This window comes from Glycomyces luteolus (genome assembly GCF_027622875.1).
In the GTDB taxonomy this organism is placed as follows: Bacteria; Actinomycetota; Actinomycetes; order Mycobacteriales; family Micromonosporaceae; genus Glycomyces; species Glycomyces luteolus.
This window is the reverse complement of the sequence record NZ_JAPZVP010000032.1, coordinates 1-18,239: the sequence shown is the minus strand read 5'-3', so window position 1 is coordinate 18,239 and position 18,239 is coordinate 1. Positions and strand designations below refer to the sequence as shown.

Genomic DNA, 18,239 nt, shown 5'->3' with positions numbered 1-18,239 from the left:
CGCGGTCCAAGCAGAGAAGAGCACCATGACCGTCTCCAGACCCCCGCTCCGCTGCGGCATCGTCGGCACCGGCGGCATCGCGCACGCACACGCCCACGCCCTGACCGAACTGGGCGCCGAACTGGCGGCCGTGGCCGAGATCGACCCGGCCCGCGCCGCGGCGTTCACCGGCCGCTTCCCGGTTCCCGCCGTATACGGCGACGCCGCGACCATGCTGGAGCAGGAGCGGCTCGACCTGGCGCACATCTGCACCCCGCCGGGAACCCATGTGCCGCTGGCGATCGCGTCGATGCGGGCGGGTGTCCCGGCGCTCGTCGAGAAGCCGACTGCGCTGAGTCTGGCCGAGATGGACGAACTGGCCGAAGTCGAGGCCGAGACCGGGGTGCCGGTGCTGACGGTGTTCCAGCACCGGTACGGTCCGGCCGCGATCCGGCTCCGGCGCCTGCTCGCCTCCGGGGCGCTCGGGCGACCGCTCGTGGCGACCTGCGAGACGCTCTGGTACCGCGACGACGCCTACTTCGACGTCCCCTGGCGGGGACGGTGGGAGGTCGAGGGCGGGGGACCGACCATGGGCCACGGCATCCACCAGTTCGACCTGCTCCTGTCGATCCTCGGCCCCTGGACGGAGGTCACCGCCTTCGCCGGGCGACTGTCCCGGCCCACCGACACCGAGGACGTCTCGATGGCGTTGGCGCGCTTCGATAACGGCGCGCTGGCCACGGTGGTCAACTCGGTCGTGTCGCCGCGGGAGACCTCCCGGCTCCGCTTCGACTTCGAGCACGCCACCGTGGAACTCGAACACCTCTACGGCTACCAGGAGGGGAACTGGCGGTTCACGCCCGCACCCGGACACGAGGACCTCGCGGGGCTCTGGGACGGCGGAGAGGGGCCCGATCCCGAGAGCGGACACCGCCTCCAGATCGAAGCGGTCCTCGACGCGATCGCGGCGGGGACCGAGCCGGGCGTCTCCCTCGCGGAGGCCCGCCGGACGCTGGAGTTCGCCGCCGCCACCTACGCCTCGGCCTTCCAGGGCCGCCCCGTCGCGGCCGGCGAGATCACCGGCCCGGACCCGTTCAATCGCAGCATGGACGGCGGCGCCGTTCCGTGGGCGCCGATCAAGGAGACCATTGCATGAGCCACCTCGACCTCCGCCACGATGTCGGCAGTTCCGTGACCGTCAGCGACGGCGGGACCGACCTGTTCCGCTACGTCTACCGGCCCGACTCCCCGCAACTGGAGTCGCCCAAGCCGTACCTGCACCCGATCCGCACCCGCGCGGGTCGCCTGGTGAGCCTGTACCGGCCCTGGGACCACGTGTGGCACAAGGGCATCGCCTTGTCGCTGCCGCACGTGGGGGAGGAGAACTTCTGGGGCGGGCCGACCTACGTCCACGGGCAGTTCTATGTGCAGAAGGACAACAACGGCACTCAGCTGCATCGGGACTTCACCGAGATCGCCGCCGCCGACGGCGCGGTCCGGCTCTCCCACGACCTGGACTGGATCACCCAGGCCGGGGCCGCCTTCCTCACCGAGCGGCGCACGATCGGCGCGCGCCTGCTTTCCGCCGAGGCTTGGACGCTGACCTTCGAGACCGAGCTCCGCAATGTCTCCGGAAGCGACATCGCGATCGGCTCTCCGACCACGAAGGGCCGCGAGAACGCCGGCTACGGCGGCCTGTTCTGGCGCGGCCCGCGCGCCTTCACCGGCGGCCGTCTAGTCACCGCCGAGGGTTCCGGCTCCGGCAACGACATGCGCGGCCAGCGACACGAGTGGATGGGCTTCGCCGGACGCCACGACGACGTCGACGCCACCTCGCTGGTGCTCATGGTCGACGACGCCGAGAACCCGCACCACCCGCCGCAGTGGTTCGCCCGCAGCGAGGAGTTCGCCTGCCTCAACCCCGCACCGTTCTTCAGCGACGAGCTGACCATCCCTGATGGAGCGACGGTCCGGTTCCGCTACGGCGTGGGCATCGCCGACGCCGACGCGGAAGACGCCCCGGACCTGGCGGCGGCCGTGCGCAAAGCCCTCTGATGGGTCCCATGGAAACGGCGGCCACGGCGCCCGTGATCGCCGGCTGCTTCCCCGACCCGTCGGTCTGCCGGGTCGGGGAGGACTACTACCTGGCGAACTCCTCAATGGAGTACGCACCGGCGGTGCCGATCTGGCATTCGCGCGACCTGGTCTCGTGGCGGCAGATCGGCAACGCCCTCGACCGGGACGAGCAGGTCCCGGCGGGGCGTTCGACCGCCAGCCGCGGCGTCTACGCCCCGACCCTGCGCCACCACCAGGGCCGGTTCTGGCTGGTCACCACCGATATCGACGATCCGCGCGGCGGGCACCTGCTCTACAGCGCCACCGAAGCGGCGGGTCCGTGGTCGGACCCGGTGCATCTAGGCGGGTTGGACGGGATCGACCCGGACCTGGCCTGGGACGAGGACGGCACCTGCCTGCTCACCTACTGCTCCTGGAACGAGCAGCAGATCGGCATCAGGCAGGTCGCGATCGACCCCGGCACCGGCGAGGTGCTGGAAGCGCCGCGGTGGATCTGGCACGGCACCGGCCTGGGCAATCCCGAAGGCCCGCACCTGTACCGGCGCGGCGACTGGTGGCACCTGGTCATCGCCGAGGGCGGCACCGACCGCGGGCACGTGGTCTCGGTCGCCCGCTCGCGCTCACCCCGCGGCCCTTTCGAGGCCGCGCCGCACAACCCGGTCTTCACTCATCGCAGTACCCGGCATCCAGTGCAGAACGTGGGCCATGCCGACCTAGTTGAGCGCTCCGACGGGACTTGGGCCGCAGTGCATCTGGGGGTTCGACCCCGCGGGCGCACCCCGCGCTACCACGTGAACGGGCGCGAGACTTTCCTCGCTGAGATCGCGTGGACGGATGAGTGGCCGCAGTTCACGCCCTCAGACGCGAAGCTGGCACCCGCGCGGTGGTCCTTCTCCGAAGATTTCACCGCGCCGCGGCTCGCCCCCAGGTGGGTCTCGCCCGGCCTCCGGCCCGATCAGTGCGCCCGTCTTGTCCCCGGCGGCGTCCGATTGGAACCAGCCGCAAGCACCTCGGGCGAGCCGTCGGGGCTGTTCTTCCGTGCCGCCGGGAACCGTTGGGAAGCCGACATCACCCTCGAGCCCGGGCAGTCAAACTTGACCGCAGCGGTGCGGATCGACGGCCGACACTGGTACGGCATCCGCGTCAAGGGCGATGTAGCAGAGGCGGTCTCGCATGTCGGCGAGGTCGAGGCCGTGGTCGGTGCCTGCCCGCTGCCGTCCGCCGCGGTCACGTTCCGCTTCCGCTCGGTCGACGCCACAAAGGAGGGGCCGGACGACGTCGAACTCGGCATCGTCGACGCCTCCGGGTTCACCGCGCTCGCGCGTCTGGATGGGCGCTACCTCTCGACCGAGGTCGCCGGAGGCTTCACTGGCCGCATGATCGGACTGTGGACCGAGGCCGGCTCGGCACTGGTGAAGGGGATCGAATTCACCGAACTCCCCGAGTAGCCCGCCCGAGCGGTGTCAGCCGTGCCGGGCGGGCGTGGTGCCGCGGAGGATGACACGAGGCTCGAACTCGACCCTCCGGCGATCGGCGGCGGACTCGGTCAACGCGAGCTCCACCGCGGCGGCGCCCACTCTCGCGAGCGCGAGGTCCACACTGGTCAGTGTCGGCGTGACGTCCTCGGTCCCCACCACATCGTCGAACCCGGCGACGCCGATCTCGGTGCCGGGACTGAGGCCCGCGTCGCGCATCGCGCTCATCGCGCCTATGGCCATCGCGTCGGTGGCGGCGAGGACCACGTCGAGGCCTTCGTGCCGCTGCTCGACCAGGCTCCTGACGGCGTCGTATCCGCCGTCCCGGCTCATCGGCGCGCGCACGACGGCGCCGTACTCGATCCGCATCCCCAGACTGCGGGCGGTTTCGACGATGCCGTCCTCCCACTCGCGCGCGGCCGCCGAGTCGTGGTCGGGCCGGATCAGGGCGGGCGACCGGTAGCCGAGGCGGAACAGATCGGCGACGAGTGCCGAGGCGCCGCGTCGGCGGGGGACGACCGCGGTGTCGAAGGGCAGCTCGTCGTCGCCGGCGATCACCACCCGGCCGCCCTCCTGTGTGTAGCGCGCGAGCTCCTCCTCAAGAGACGTCCGCGAGACGGTGGAGCCGCTGCGCGCGCCGGTCAGGATCATGGCGTGCGGCCTGAGGCTGCGCATCATGCGTACGACCCGGACCTCGTCGTCGATGGCGTGGTCCGTCCCGGCGAAGGTGGCCACGAGACCGGAGGCGCCCGCCTGCTCGATCACGCCGTGCACGATCTCGGCGTTGTAGGGGTCGCGGATGTCGGAGACGAGCACGGCCACCATCGCGGTCGCACCCGTGGTCGTGGCCCGCGCCGACGCGTTCGGGCGGTAGCCCAGGCGCCTGGCGGTCTCCATGACCCGCGCGCGCAGCTCCGGTGACACGTACTGGGACCTCGGGTCGAGCGCCCGTGAGGCCGAGGCCTTGGAGACGCCGGCCGCGTCGGCGACATCGCGGAGGGTGACCGTCGACGGTCGGGTCCGGATGCCCGGAGGCTGGTCGTCGGTGGCAGGGTCTGTGGTCACAATGGCATCCTGGCATCGGGCGCATCTCGGGGTGCGCCGCCCCGCCCCTCGACCGATCGCCTGCGCGCTTTCGAGGGAGCGTTCGACATTGGAGGTTTTGTGCGGCGAGCGTATCAGAAGGCGACCCTACGTGATGTCGCTCAGGCGGCCGGCGTATCGCCCTCGACCGCGTCCCGCGTGCTCAACGGGGGCGACCTCCACGTGAGCGAGCGGCTCTCGGCCCGCGTCCTCGCGGTGGCGGAATCTCTCGGCTACGTCTCGAACCAGGCGGCCCGGGCACTGCGAGGGCGGCGGACGGCGGTCATGCTGCTTGCGAGCGATCCGAGGACCGCGTCCCTGGCCGCGATCGCCGCCGGCATGGAGGCGGCGGGCCGGGAACGCGGTGCTCTGGTCAGCATCACCGGTGCCGGAAGCGGCGCGGCCGCGCACCGGACGGCCCTCGAAGTGCTGCGCGGGCTGCGCCCCCGCGCCCTGGTCGTGACGAGCGCGAGCTTCGCCGACGTCCCGAGCGAGCAGGTCCTCCCCGAACTCGAGCGCTTCCGCGCCGACGGGTGCGGTGTGGTCTTCATCGGCGAGCACGACACGCCGTTTCCGGCCGTCCGCTTCGACGATTTCGAACTGGGGAGGACGATCGGCCGCTACATGGGCGGGCTGGGCCGCCGCCGCGCCGCCGTCCTGACCAGTCCGCGCCACCCGGCGCTCGACAGCCGCGCCGAGGGTTTCCTGCGGGGCCTGTCCGAGCGGGGATTCGACCCGGGCTCGGTGGTGGTCGAGCAGTGCGAGATCACCCGGGAGGGCGGCAGGGACGCGGCCCGCCGAATCTCGCGGATGCTCCCGCGGCCGGACCTCGTGCTGGCGGGCAACGACGTCCTTGCGATCGGCGCCCTGAACGAGTTCAGTCGCTCAGGTCTCGACGTGCCGACGGACATCGCCCTGTCCGGAGTGGACGACATCCCGCTCGCGCGCGACGTCACTCCGTCGCTGACCACGGTGGCGCTGCCGTTCGCCGAGGCCGGACGGGCGGCGCTGGAGATGGCGCTCGCGACCGAGCCTCCGCAGGACGTCGTGCTGCCGGGACGGCTCATCGTCCGGGCCAGCACCGCCTCCGGCGCCGGAGGCCGCTGAGCCGCTGGAGCCCTCCCATCCGGAGGAACGACCGAGTCACGTACGGAATGCCCGATTTCGTGTAATGAAACCGTTATCCAAATTCTGCAGTAACCCTGGTTGACAGGCTCTGGAACCGTTGTCATGATGGTTCAAGGTTCGGCCGGCAACCCATCCCTCGGCACAAGGCGTCGCCAAAAGCACCGCGACGAACGACAACCGCCGATCCAGAACATGAAACGGATCCAATGGAGGTTCCCATGAAGCCCCTTATCTCGCGCATAGGCGCGGCCACTCTCGCTTCGGCGATGAGCGTCTCGCTCCTCGCCGCCTGCTCATCCGGAGACGACGGCGACGGCGTGACCCTCCGCTACTTCTGGTGGGGCTCCGACGCCCGCCACGCCTACACCCAGGAGATCCTGGAGCGGTTCGAAGAGCTCCACCCCGACATCAACGTCGAGCCGGAATTCACCAGCTGGGACGACTACTGGAACAAGCTCTCGACCTCCGCGGCCGCCCAGGACCTGCCCGACGTCATGCAGGTCGTCGATCCGCTCATGTACCCCTACATCGAGAACGGCCAGCTGCTGGACCTGAACACGGTGGCCGACGCGGCGCACCTGGAGCGCTACAGCGAGTCGACGCTATCCCTGTCCACTGTCGACGACGGGGTGTACGCCGTGCCGGGCGGCGTCTCCGGATTCAGCGTCGCGATCGCCCCGGAGGCGTTCGCGGAAGCCGGTGTCGAGATCCCGGACGAGTCAACATGGGACTGGGACGACTACATCGAGACCGCGGCCGCCATCAGCGCGGCCAACCCTGACATGGCCGGCAGCGATATCCCCATGTTCTCCCAGGTCGCCACGGTCTGGCTTCGTCAGCACGGCGAGAACTGGTGGTCCCCTGACGGTTCCGACCTCGCTTTCACCCCTGAGACCTTGGCGGGCTACTGGGACTGGGTGATCCGTCTGCGCGACAGCGGCGGCACCCCGAGCGTCGAGACCATGGTGGAGGCCCATGGCGCCGGCTCGAGCGCGGCGCAGTCCCTCTTGGCCCTGCACAAGGTCGCGATGAACCCGGCCCTGGCCACGAACCAGTTGGGCGAACTCGAGGAGACCTCCGGAGGCGCCGCCCAGCTGATGATCTACCCGGGTGAATCGGACGCCCAAGTGACCGGCTCCTTCGTCAAGCCCGGCCTGTTCTACGCCGCCTCGGCCGCCACCGAGCACCCCGAGGAGGCCGCCATGCTGCTGGACTTCCTCAACTCCGCCGAAGCCATCGAGCTCCAGAAGTTCGACCGGGGCGTCCCGGTCGATCCCGCGGTCGTCGAGGCGGTCTCCGGCGATCTGACCGAGACCGAACTCGCCGTGGCCGACTACAACGCACGGGTCACGGCACTCGGCCCCGAGCCGCTCCCGATTCCGAACGCCAACGCCGGCGGCGCCATGGACGAGCTCTACGACCGGATCAACATCGACGTCCTGTTCGACCGGCTCACGCCGGAAGAGGCCGCGCAGCAGTTCTACGACGGACTGAAGGCTGAGCTCTAGTGGGAGGCGGGTGCGGGCTGCGGCCTGCACCCGCCGCACCATCCCCATCGGAGTCGAACCGGTGCGCCGCCCGCGGCGCCCCGCATTCCCTGGAACGGAGTCACGATGACGAAGACCGGCAGGCGCATGAGCGCGGCGGCCCGGCAGGAGGAGCGCGCGGCATGGATGCTCATGGCCCCTTGGTTCCTCGGCGTGGTCGCGGTGACCTTGGGGCCGCTGCTGGCCTCGCTTTACCTGTCCTTCACCGACTACAATCTGTTGAGCGCCCCCGAGTGGGTGGGACTCGAGAACTACGCCGAGATGCTCCGGGACACGCGGCTGCACAAGGCACTCGCGGTGACCGCCACCTACACGTTCGTGAGCGTCCCGCTCATGCTGGCGGTCGCGCTGGCGCTGGCGATGCTGCTCAACCGCGGCATCAAGGGCCTGGCGTTCTACCGATCGGTGTACTACCTGCCCTCACTCCTCGGCGGCTCGGTGGCCGTCGGCGTCCTGTGGCGTCAGGTCTTCGGGATCGAGGGACTGGTCAACCAGTTCCTCGGGCTGTTCGGGATCGAGGGGCCGGGCTGGATCGCCAACCCCGATACGGCGCTCATCTCCCTGATCCTGCTGCACGTGTGGACGTTCGGATCCTCGATGGTCATCTTCCTGGCGGGCCTGAGGCAGATCCCCGAGCACCTCTACGAGGCTGCGGCCCTCGACGGCGCGTCCAAACGGGAGCAGTTCCGCCACGTGACCGTCCCGATGCTCACGCCGATCATCTTCTTCAACATGGTGCTGGGCATCATCAACTCGTTCCAGACCTTCACGCAGGCGTTCGTGGTCTCGGGCGGAACGGGCGGCCCGTCGGACTCGACGCTCCTGTACTCGCTCTACCTGTACAGCGAGGCGTTCGGGCGGCTCCACATGGGCTACGCCTCGGCGATGGCCTGGCTGCTCGTGGTCATCGTCGGCGTCTTGACGGCGATCAACTTCTACTTCAGCAAGCGGTGGGTGTTCTACAGTGACGGCAACTGAAATCAGAACCGGCCCCCTCGTCGGGAAGACCGAGCCTCCGGTGCCGCGTCGCGGCGGCGGGACCGGAACCGGACGGATCAGGCGGCTGGTCAAGCACGTGATGCTGATCTTGGTCGGCACGGTGATGATCTACCCGCTGCTGTGGATGGTCGCCAGTGCGTTCAAACCGGATGCGCTGATCTTCCGCGACCCGTCGCTCCTGCCGACCGACATCGACCTGAGCCACTTCCCGAACGGGTGGAGCGCGTTGGCGCACCCGTTCAGCGTGTACCTGCTGAACTCGGCGATCGTGGTCCTCGGCGCCCTGATCGGCAACCTGGTGAGCTGCTCGATGACCGCTTACGCCTTCGCCCGCCTGCGGTGGCGCGGCCGGAAGGTCAGCTTCGCGATCATGCTGCTGACCCTCATGGTGCCGATCTACGTGATCCTGGTGCCGCAGTACGTGGCGTTCTCCCAGATCGGCTGGGTCAACACCTTCCTGCCGCTGATCGTGCCGAAGTTCCTGGCCACCGACGCGTTCTTCGTGTTCCTGATGGTGCAGTTCTTCCGCGGCCTGCCGCGCGAGTTGGACGAGGCCGCGAAGATCGACGGCGCCGGCTACTGGCGCATCTTCTTCCGGATCCTGCTGCCCATCTCGGTCCCGGCGCTGGCCACGACCGCGATCTTCACGTTCGTGTGGACCTGGAACGACTTCTTCGCCCAGCTCATCTATCTCACCAAGCCGGAGATGCAGACCGCGCCGGTCGCGTTGCGCAACTTCGTGGACGCGACGGCCGGGGCTTCCTGGGGTTCGCTCTTCGCCATGTCGATCGTGACCCTGATCCCGGTCTTCATCGTGTTCCTCGTCGGCCAGAAGTACCTCGTCAAGGGCATCGCCACCACCGGGCTGAAGTAGCTCGACCGCGCCCGCCCGGATCATCCGGGCGGGCCGCTTTCGCCAGCAGACATCTACATATTCGGATTCAACAATCACCGACGAATGGAGTGCAGACGATGCCAGAACGAAACCGACGCCCCAGTGGAGGCATCGCGCGGCGAGCGGTGCTCACCCTCCCCGCCGTGGCCATGGCCGGGTCCGTCCTCGTACCGGAGTCCGCGGCCGCCCAGGCCACGCCGATCTCGAGGGTCGACACGTCGAAATCCACTTTCGACAAACTGGTGCTCATGGTCGACGGCAAGCCGTTCTACCACAGCGGGGTCCAATACCGCTACGAGCACCAGAGATACCAGAAGGGCTGGACCGACGCCCAGCTCAAGCCGATCCTGAAGATGATCGCCGAGGACGGCTTCAATGTCGTCAACATCCCGCTCTGGTGGTCCCAGGCCGAGCCCGAGAAGGACGTCTTCGACTGGACCGACCTGGAGAAGTACATCGACTGGTGCAACGAGTACGGGCTCAAGATGGAGCTCCTCTGGTTCAGCCACGAGTCGACCGGACACTCCAAGACCCTGCGCGTGCCCCAGTACGTCTGGGACACTTACGAACTCGTCGTGGACGCCAGCGGCAAGCCCCTCCAGCAGGACGCGGACTTCCTGTTCGACAAGACCGACCCGAACCTGCTGCAGCGGGAGCGGTACGTGCTCGGGAAGGTGATGGAGCACCTCGCCGCCTACGACACCCGGCACACCACCATCGGCATCCAGATCACGAACGAGCCCAACGTCGCCCAGCTCCAGTGGGGCGTCTCCTCGGACCGCAGCTACAGCGATCCCAGCAACGCGCTGTGGAACGAGGGCGGGTACACCGACGCCGCGCAGTTCCGCCGCGACGTGCTGCTGCACTACCTGACCGAGCTCGGCCGGGTCGTCAAGGCCTCCGCCTACCCGATCTACACCCGCGTCAACACTGTCGGTGACGCCCGGCCGGTGGCCGAGAACGAGGCGCTGCGCGCCAAGGGCGCCCACACCATCGACTTCTTCGGCTACGACCCGTACACGACGAACATCGACACCTTCTACGACTACGGCAGGAAGACGATGTGGTCGCAGGGGCGCAACTTCCCGATGGTCATGGAGACCTTCGCCGGAGCCGCCAATGCCCACGTCATGAAGTTCAACTCGATCGCCGGCAACGCCGCTCACAACCTGTACGCGGCCACCGACGGCTACGCCGCTTCGGGCAGCTCCAACTTCGGGCTCTACGACTTCGACCCGGTCACCCACGCGGTCACCCGCAAGCACGTCTCGCTCGAGATCCGCGACTTCAACCGCACCGTCAACAAGATCCGCAGGGACCTCGCGACCAAAGCGCCGGTGGAGGCCGGGGGCACCCGCCTCCAGACGTACAACCGCGCCGCCGCGGCCTCGTTCGACGTCGCGAAGACGCTCGCCGACGTGAACCTGCGCTACACCACGACGACCGGCGGCCAGGGCATCGCGGTCGAGCGCAGCCGCACGGAGTTCGCCCTGATCAGCATCGACAACGGCGGGACCTACTCGTTCCCGGCGAGCTACGGCAGCGTCCGCTCGGTCCAGTCCGGCTACTACGACGTGAACGACGCATGGGTCAGCCAGGGCGCCAAGTCGTACAGCACGGCGAACGGGAATATCAGCATCACCCTCGCCGAAGGCGAAGCGGTGCGCGTGCTCTTCAACTAGCCGGGTCGATCGTCATCACCGCTTCCGGCCGCACCGGGACCGATACGGCCGGAGGCGCACCCCCGCAACCGATCAAAGGAGATCACCATGCACACCTCCCAGCGCCGAGTAGACTCCCTGCCGCGAAAGCGGATCGGCCTGCTGGCCGCCGGGGCCCTGCTCATCTCGGCCCTGTTCACTCCACACGCGGCCGCCGCCGAGACCCCCGGGACGACACTCATCAACGAGACCTTCAACGCCCAGACCGTTCCGGCGAACTTCGGTTTCCCGACCGGCGCCAGCATCAGCGGCGGCGTCCTCAACATCACTGAGAACATGCGCAACTACACGACCTCGGTGCGCGGGTTCGCGCCGTCCACCTTGAGCGAGAAGACACTCGATCTGCGGTTCGACTGGAAGACCGCGATCGCCAGCAGCGCGATGAAGACCGGCCTCGAACTGCGCGACGACAACGGCCGCCTCGTCTTCGCGCTCGCCTCGACCGCCACCGAGCTCCGCTACGCCGTGACGGGGCCCGACTCGAACTCGACTTCCGCCCCCGACTCGCTCAACCCCACCTGGATCAAGCGGAGCTTCGACCGGAGCAAGTGGTACACGATCGACCTGCACCTCGACTTCACCCTCCGCAAGGTCCAGTACTCGATCACCAGCAAGGAGGCCGCGCCCGTCGTGCTCGCCTCGGGCACGGGGAACATCACCGGCACCAACCTCGCGAAGCTGGTCGCCTGCAACTACTACGGCACCGGCCGGCAGTCGATCGACAACTTCCGGCTGACCAGGCCCGCCAACGCCGCCTACGGCAGCCTCGCCGGCTCCACGGTCTACGCCTTCGGCGACAGCATCGTCTACGGCCACCAGTACCCGCGAAGCTTCGTGGACTTCACCGCCGAGCGCGAAGGCATGACCCTCACGAAGTACGCGAAGAACGGCGCCACCGTCGGGCCGATCGGCAACGGCACTTCCGGCGACATCATCGCCCAGGTCCAGGCCGCGAACGCGGCCTCGCCCGACTACGTCGTCTTCGACGGCGGCACGAACGACGCGATGACCCTCCATGAGGTGGAGGGGTACTCCATCGGCGCCGTCAGCGGCTCCCAGAACCCCGCCGACTTCGACCGAATGACCTTCGCCGGGTCCCTCGAGACCACCATCCAAGCCATGAAGCAGAAGTGGCCGACCGCCGAACTGGTGTACGTCCCCGCCCACAAGCTGGGCTCGCGCGACTGGGACACCCAGCTCGCCCTGCGCGAGGTGACGCTGCAGGCCGCGCAGAAGTGGGGTGTCTCGGTCGCCGACGTCTTCGGCGCCACGACTTTCGACACGCGTGTCGAGGCGCAGCGCGTGGCGTACACCTTCGACGGTCTCGTCGGCGGATTCCCGGGCACCGGCGGCACCGGCACCCACCCGAACATCGCCGGCATCACCGAGTTCTACGTCCCGACCCTCACCGCCCGACTCGCCGAGATTGCCAGGACCGCATAGCGGTGCCAGGGCCGGGGGGGGGGGCGCGGGGGGGGGGGGGGGCCCCCCCCCCCCCCCGGGGGGGGGGCCGGGGCCCCCCCCCCCCCCCCCCCCCCCCGGCGCCGCCGGGAGGTTCAGCCGCTCGCCGGTGCGACGTCGATGTAGTCGATGTTGGGCGCCCAGGAACCGGTGGTGTATTCCGTGGGGACACGGGTCTGGTAGTCCGAGACCAGGGTCTCCAGACTGTCGGCATTGGTCCCGTCGGCGTCGGCGTCGGCGGTCTGGGGCCCGCCTGCATTTCGCCTGCGTCCGCTCCGTCGTCCACGGCGGCGAATCCGGGAGTCGCGGGTCCCACCAAGGCCAATGCGAACAACGCAGCGGCGACGAAGGGACCCCACCGGCGCGGCGAACTGCGGGGCGCGGTGCCGGCGGGCACGCCCGCGCCTGTCGCTGCGCCCCAAGGCACTGATCTGGTTCGGGCACCGGAGGGCTGATCCGCAAGTCAACACGCGGCGGGTGCTCGATCCGCTCGGGCGCCCAGGTGGACAAAGCGTCCACCGAGTGAACGTCAGGATCTGCGGCCGGGGCCGTCAGCGGTGGAGCGGCCGTCGATGTCGAAGACCAGGCCGGATTGGCGGCTGGTGAGGACGTAGTCCGCGGCAGCTATGTAGCGTTACATTTACGTGCTTCGGTAAGACTCACCGTGAGTCTATTGTGCTGTCGACTGGACGGCGATGGAGATCTGAGTATGACCCCAGGTAGAAGTGCCAATTTGAGCTGCCTGGCCGAGGTGGGATCGATGCGGGCTTCGGGTTCCATGTCAATCGGTGGTCGTTAAGGCTCGTGTGGCGGCGATCGACGACGCGGCATCGGGTGGTGACAGTACTTCTTGACCTCGTAAAACTCAATCCACTGGAGCATTGACAGTCATCGTTGTGTCGATATAACGTAGTTTTGTGAGTTGACCAAACAAACAACTCCCGTTCGACCGCCCCGGTCCGACATCACCGCAACGGAAGGATCAGCGATGCCCCCTGAGACGCGAAGGGCGCCTGTCAAACTCCTGTTGCTCGGCATCGTCGCAGCGTTCAGCATCGCCCTGGCGTCGACCCTGGTAGCCGCCTCGCCCGCCCAAGCCGCGAGCACCTGCAGCAAGGGCGGCACCATCGCCATGGGCAAGTACTACGTCACCAACAACCTGTGGGGCAACGGCTCCGGCACCGGCTGGCAGTGCACTTGGAACAACTGGCAGTCCGGCGACACCATCGGATGGGGCACGTCCTGGGAGTGGAGCGGATCGTCCTATTCGGTCAAGAGCTACTCCAGCTCGGTCCTGGGCTGGCACTGGGGCTGGCAGCGCCCCGGCACGGAGCTGCCGGTGCGGCTCAGCGACAACCACAGCGTCCCGACCACCTGGAACTTCAGCGTGAACGCGTCGGGGACGATGAACGTCGCCTACGACCTGTGGCTCCATCCGCAACTGAATCCCGACTGGTCGAACAACCCGACCGACGAGATCATGATCTGGCCCTACAGGATCGGCGGGGCAGGGCCGGCCGGGACCAAACAGACCACCGTCAGCCTCGGCGGGGGCACCTGGGACCTGTACCGCGGCTGGATCGACGCGGGCAACGGCACCGGATGGAACGTCTTCTCCTTCGTCCGCACCTCGAACACCATCTCGGTGAACTTCGACCTGCGCGACTTCACCGGCAACCTCGTGAACCGAGGCTGGCTCAGCAGCAGCAAGTACCTCACCAGCGTCCAGGCCGGCACCGAGGTCTTCACCGGCAAAGGCCAGCTGGACACCAACAGCTACTGGGTCGACGTCCGATAGCTCCGCCTGTCGGCGAGTGAGCGGCCACGGCCACTGTGGCCGCTCACTCCCGGCGAAACCACCCCCGCCCCTTCCAGACAAGTCCTCACGCGCAATACAACCGAAAGGACACGACGTGGCCACTCCCTCAAACGGGTCGGTCTTCCGACGCCGATCACTGCTCAAGGCGGCCGGTTTCGGCGCGGTCGGCACCGCAGTGATTCCGTTCGCTGGCGCGTGCAGCGACATCGAGTCGGGAACCGGCAGCACCCAGGTCACCGAAGGGTTCGACTTCCTGCCACAGTACAAGGAATGGCCGCTCCCGGTCGAGCCCGACCTGGTCGGCGAACCGCCGAATCACCCGTCCGGATTCACCTCGTACCCCGAGCCGGCCCAGGCGATACCCGAGCCCCCCGCGAACACCGGCACCTACCGGATCACCATCCCGACCTGGGGCACACCGCCCCCCAGCGACGACCCCTACTTCGCGGCGGTCCAGGAAGCATGGGGCGGCACGGTCGTCGAACTGTCCCATGCGGACGGCAACACCTACGCCGAGACCTCCGTACAGTGGCTGCAGGCCGGTGAGTTCGGCGACGGCATCCACATGTTCAGTTGGATGCTCGGTGCCCACCCCAACTTCCGCGAGACCGCGGTCAACCAGTTCTACGACCTGACCGACATCCTCACCGGCGACATCTCCGAGCGCTGGCCCCTGCTGGCCGGTCGGGTCACCGAGGCCTGGGGCAAGTCGGTCTGGTCGAGCGATCCCGATGACCCGAAGAGCGCCCGCCTCTACGGCATCCCCGGCAGCCTGAGCGGCGGCCCGCAGAACGGGATGTACGTCCGCACCGACCTGCTCGAGGCGGCCGACATGGAGGTCCCCGCCACGGTCGAGGAAGTGCTCGAGATCGCCCGCGCCTGGTCGGACGACACGGCGGGCAGGTGGGCCTTCTACGGCCTCGACTACCTGACCCCCCAGTGGTTCGGGCTGGCCTCCGGCAACGGCTGGGCCTGGATCGACGGGAAGCTCGTCCACAACTGCGAACGCCCCGAGTACACCGAGTGGCTCGAGTTCCGGCGCACGGTGTGGGACGAAAAACTCGTCCACCCCGACGCCCCCGCGGCCTCACTGGACCCCAAGGAGCTGCACAAGTCGGGAACGACCCTGTTCCACCAGGACGGCATGTCGTACTGGAGCGACTTCATCGGCAGCGTCAGCAGAGGCGAGATCGAAGGCGCCGTCGCCCCGCTCGGCCCCATCGCCGCGGGCGGGAGGACCCCGGTGGTGTTCGGCGGCGCCGACGTCGAGGGCTGGCTGTTCCTCAGCAAGAGCCTCTCCCCGGAACAGGTCGAGGAGATCCTCGACGTCGCCAACTTCTGCGCCGCGCCCTTCGGCACGATCGAGAACCAGCTGCTCGACTACGGCATCGAGGGCGACCACTTCGAGTTCGACGCCGACGGCGTCCCGCGGACCACCGAGCACGGCAGCGCGACCATCGGGGGCTACTACGGCATCTCCGGCAAGGTCCAGACGTTCCACACCGGAGACCCGGCGCTCGTCCAGCAGCGCTTCGACTACGACGCCTCGGTCCTGGACTTCCTGGAGAAGGACATCTTCGAAGGCATCCGAGTCGAAGCCCCCGCGGCCTTCATCTCCGCGGCGCAAACGCTGAAGGACCAGGAGTCCGACGTGGTATACGGCCGCGCCGAGACCGCGGACATCCCCGCCATGGTCGAGACCTTCCTGGCCAACGGCGGCGAAGCCGCGCGAGTGCCCTTCACCGACGCCTACAAGATCGTCAACGGTGAATAGGGCGCAGGCGGGGGAGCGGCACGCGCCGCCGATCGAGCGCGGCCGCCCTCCTGTCCACCCGTATCCCTCCGAAATGGAGCCCTCATGGCAATGCAACGACGCACGTTACTGAACCTGGGTGCGGCCGGAGCACTGGGAGCGGGCATGTCGCTGCTCGGCGCCGGGCAGGCCCGCGCCGAACCCGCCCCGGCCGACCCGTTCGCCGTGGGCGTGCGCCGGTACGACTGGTACCGCGGCACTCGTCCGGTCACCACGTACGTCTTCCACCCGGCCACCGGCACCGCCGGCGGCACCCCGGTCGCGAACGCCCCGGTCGCCGACGGCGTCTTCCCCGTCTACGCCTACACCCACGGCCTGGGCGGCAACCCGGCGAACTCCACATTCGCCCCAGCTCTCGCCTCGGCGGGCTTCATCGTCCCGTCCCCCATTTCCAGCACACCCTGGACGACGTCAACAGCGGCAACACTTCCCGCGACGTCTCCCAGGCCCTCACGAACACCCCCTCAACAGCAGCGGACCGCTCGCCGGGCATGTCCGCACCGACATCGGCGTCGGCGCCTGCGGGCACTCCATGGGCGGCATGACCACCCACGGCCTGCTCACCTCCTGGACCGACAGCCGCATCATCTCCGCCAACCCGCAGTCGTGCCTCGACATGGGCACCCCGTCCAGTTCGGTCACCGCCAAGGTCCTGTTCGTCCACGGCGACCAGGATCCGACCACGGCCTATTCCTCGGCACGCCAGGCTTACAACGAGATCACCTGGCCGAAGGCGTTCCTCACCTTCCTCGGCGGCGGACACAGCAGCTTCTGGGACGACCAGCGCTTCAGGAAGACCGTCCAGAACTGGGCGCGCTGGACCATGTACGGCGACACCGCGGCCAGGGATCGCCTGCCCGTCGATGCGGCCGGCCCCGACACCAAGTGGGAAGCCGTGCTGGGCTAGTGATCCGGCGGTGCAGGTGCGTGCCGTCTCGTCGCGCACAGCGGGAGCGACCGCAGCGGTGAGGACAGCCCTTCCTGCGAGGTGATCTCAGGCCAGTGGCGCGATGGCGTTCATGGCCTGGTCCAGCAGTTCGGCGAGGGGCTGCTCGTTGTCCTCGGCGACCCATTGCGCCAGAGCGGAGTCGAGGCCGGCCAGAGCCGCTCCGGCAAGGGCGATCGCGGAGAGGCGCGCCGGCGCCCGGCCGTTCTCGGCCAAGCGCTCTTGGAGAACATCCGCGAGCGCGTCCCGCCAGAGCGCGTGCTTGTGCAGGTGAGTGGCGTGCAATGCCGGGGTGCCCAGAATCATGCGCGTGATGTCCAGCGACATGGGCCCGGTGCTCAGCTGGCGTACCAGGTCGTCGAAGCCGCGGCGCAGGGCGAGCCAGGCGGGCTCGTCGGCCGGGCGGGCGGACAACGCGGCGGCGATGCGACGGCCCATCGCTTCGTTCCACTGTCCGAGCACGTCCTCCTTGCCGGAGAAGTAGCGGTGGAAGCTGCGGCGGGACAGCCCGGTCGCGACTGCGATCTGCTCGACCGTTGTCTCCTCGAAGCCTTGCTCCACGAACAGGTGCAATGCCGCCTCCGCCAATTGCGCGCGCACGGCGTTGCGCGTGCGCTCCCGCAGGTCGACCTTCGCCTCGTCCATGCCACCACGATACCTGCTCGACACGAAGAGTTGCTTAAAGCACGTCAAGTCTAAGTTGACCCAGTGAGACATGTTTGGCGTAGGATGATCTCTTTGATGGCGCCGCACGCCCGCGCCGCCACCCCGATCCGGCCCCGCGCCGGACGAGCGAAGGGACCCTCCAATGTCGAAGACATGGTTCATCACCGGCGCCTCCCGTGGTTTCGGCCGCACCTGGACCGTCGCCGCCCTGGAGCGCGGCGACCGAGTCGCCGCCACCGCCCGCGACACCAACGCGCTCAACGACCTGATCGAGCGCTTCGGCGACGCCGTCCTCCCGATCCGGCTCGACGCCGACGACCGCGACGCCGGCATCGCCGCGTCCAAGCCGCGCACCGGCATTTCGGCCGACTCGACGTGGTGGTCAACAACGAGACCGGCCAGGCGTTGATCGATCGTGAGCTGTACCTGCCCGAGTCCTGGATCGCCGACCGCGATCGGTGCGACGACGCGGGCATCCCCGATGACCGCTGGCACCAGGGCCCATCACAACCGGGCGATGATGAGGGAGATGTCGTCGTGGGCGCCGCCGGCGACGCCGAGTTCGTCGAGGACGGTGTCGGCCATCCGCCGCGGTTCGAGGGCGCTGTGGCGGCTCAGGGTCTCGCACAGC

General features: G+C 68.6%; 15 protein-coding genes. 13 read left to right on the top strand and 2 right to left on the bottom strand.

Annotated features, from left to right (window positions below):
• Positions 1-25 precede the first annotated feature (25 nt).
• Genes O1R50_RS25290 through O1R50_RS25280 form a run of 3 tightly spaced genes read left to right on the top strand, consistent with a single transcriptional unit; the run spans position 26 to position 3,503 of the window.
• Positions 26-1,135 carry a Gfo/Idh/MocA family protein gene (locus tag O1R50_RS25290; RefSeq protein ID WP_270113036.1) on the top strand — a complete coding sequence of 370 codons (1,110 nt, stop codon included), beginning with the start codon at positions 26-28 and terminating at the stop codon, positions 1,133-1,135.
• Positions 1,132-2,034 carry a DUF6807 domain-containing protein gene (locus O1R50_RS25285; protein WP_270113035.1) on the top strand — a complete coding sequence of 301 codons (903 nt, stop codon included), beginning with the start codon at positions 1,132-1,134 and terminating at the stop codon, positions 2,032-2,034. Before O1R50_RS25290 ends, O1R50_RS25285 begins: the two co-directional genes overlap by 4 nt.
• A gap of 8 nt (positions 2,035-2,042) precedes the next feature.
• Entirely contained in the window at positions 2,043-3,503 is a 1,461-nt protein-coding gene (locus O1R50_RS25280) for a glycoside hydrolase family 43 protein (protein WP_270113034.1), read from the top strand.
• 15 nt (positions 3,504-3,518) lie between these two features.
• Here the strand turns inward: O1R50_RS25280 and O1R50_RS25275 are convergent, their stop codons facing one another.
• Complete coding sequence (locus O1R50_RS25275) at positions 3,519-4,595, bottom strand: LacI family DNA-binding transcriptional regulator (RefSeq protein ID WP_270113033.1); 1,077 nt, start codon at positions 4,593-4,595, stop codon at positions 3,519-3,521.
• 99 nt (positions 4,596-4,694) lie between these two features.
• Between O1R50_RS25275 and O1R50_RS25270 the strand changes: the two genes are divergently transcribed.
• The 9 genes from O1R50_RS25270 to O1R50_RS25230 all read left to right on the top strand — a co-directional run bounded on the left by O1R50_RS25270 (position 4,695) and on the right by O1R50_RS25230 (position 16,903).
• Positions 4,695-5,720 carry a LacI family DNA-binding transcriptional regulator gene (locus O1R50_RS25270; RefSeq protein WP_270113032.1) on the top strand — a complete coding sequence of 342 codons (1,026 nt, stop codon included), beginning with the start codon at positions 4,695-4,697 and terminating at the stop codon, positions 5,718-5,720.
• Positions 5,721-5,959: 239 nt separating this feature from the next.
• Positions 5,960-7,249: an ABC transporter substrate-binding protein gene (locus O1R50_RS25265; RefSeq protein ID WP_270113031.1), complete on the top strand. Its 1,290-nt coding sequence runs from the start codon at positions 5,960-5,962 to the stop codon at positions 7,247-7,249.
• Positions 7,250-7,354: 105 nt separating this feature from the next.
• Positions 7,355-8,266: a carbohydrate ABC transporter permease gene (locus O1R50_RS25260; RefSeq protein WP_270113030.1), complete on the top strand. Its 912-nt coding sequence runs from the start codon at positions 7,355-7,357 to the stop codon at positions 8,264-8,266.
• Positions 8,253-9,161, top strand: coding sequence for a carbohydrate ABC transporter permease (locus tag O1R50_RS25255; RefSeq protein ID WP_270113029.1), 909 nt, complete (start codon positions 8,253-8,255; stop codon positions 9,159-9,161). The genes O1R50_RS25260 and O1R50_RS25255 overlap by 14 nt, the downstream gene beginning before the upstream one ends.
• Positions 9,162-9,259: 98 nt before the next feature.
• Entirely contained in the window at positions 9,260-10,864 is a 1,605-nt protein-coding gene (locus tag O1R50_RS25250; RefSeq protein WP_270113028.1) for a DUF4978 domain-containing protein, read from the top strand.
• Between the two features lie 87 nt (positions 10,865-10,951).
• Positions 10,952-12,346, top strand: coding sequence for an SGNH/GDSL hydrolase family protein (locus O1R50_RS25245; protein WP_270113027.1), 1,395 nt, complete (start codon positions 10,952-10,954; stop codon positions 12,344-12,346).
• 1,006 nt (positions 12,347-13,352) lie between these two features.
• Complete coding sequence (locus tag O1R50_RS25240; RefSeq protein ID WP_270113026.1) at positions 13,353-14,162, top strand: GH12 family glycosyl hydrolase domain-containing protein; 810 nt, start codon at positions 13,353-13,355, stop codon at positions 14,160-14,162.
• A 115-nt stretch (positions 14,163-14,277) separates the two neighbouring features.
• Positions 14,278-15,957, top strand: a complete 1,680-nt coding sequence (locus O1R50_RS25235; RefSeq protein WP_270113025.1) for a type 2 periplasmic-binding domain-containing protein — start codon at positions 14,278-14,280, stop codon at positions 15,955-15,957.
• Between the two features lie 580 nt (positions 15,958-16,537).
• Positions 16,538-16,903: an alpha/beta hydrolase gene (locus O1R50_RS25230; RefSeq protein ID WP_270113024.1), complete on the top strand. Its 366-nt coding sequence runs from the start codon at positions 16,538-16,540 to the stop codon at positions 16,901-16,903.
• A gap of 87 nt (positions 16,904-16,990) precedes the next feature.
• Here O1R50_RS25230 and O1R50_RS26650 read toward each other — a convergent pair whose 3' ends face one another.
• The gene (locus O1R50_RS26650; protein ID WP_270113023.1) at positions 16,991-17,587 is read right to left on the bottom strand and encodes a TetR/AcrR family transcriptional regulator; all 597 of its coding nucleotides are present in this window, start codon (positions 17,585-17,587) and stop codon (positions 16,991-16,993) included.
• Between the two features lie 163 nt (positions 17,588-17,750).
• On the opposite strand from O1R50_RS26650, the gene O1R50_RS26645 reads away from it, so the two are divergent.
• On the top strand, positions 17,751-18,017 hold the full coding sequence (locus tag O1R50_RS26645; RefSeq protein ID WP_270113022.1) for an SDR family NAD(P)-dependent oxidoreductase: 267 nt from the start codon (positions 17,751-17,753) through the stop codon (positions 18,015-18,017).
• Positions 18,018-18,239 lie beyond the last annotated feature (222 nt).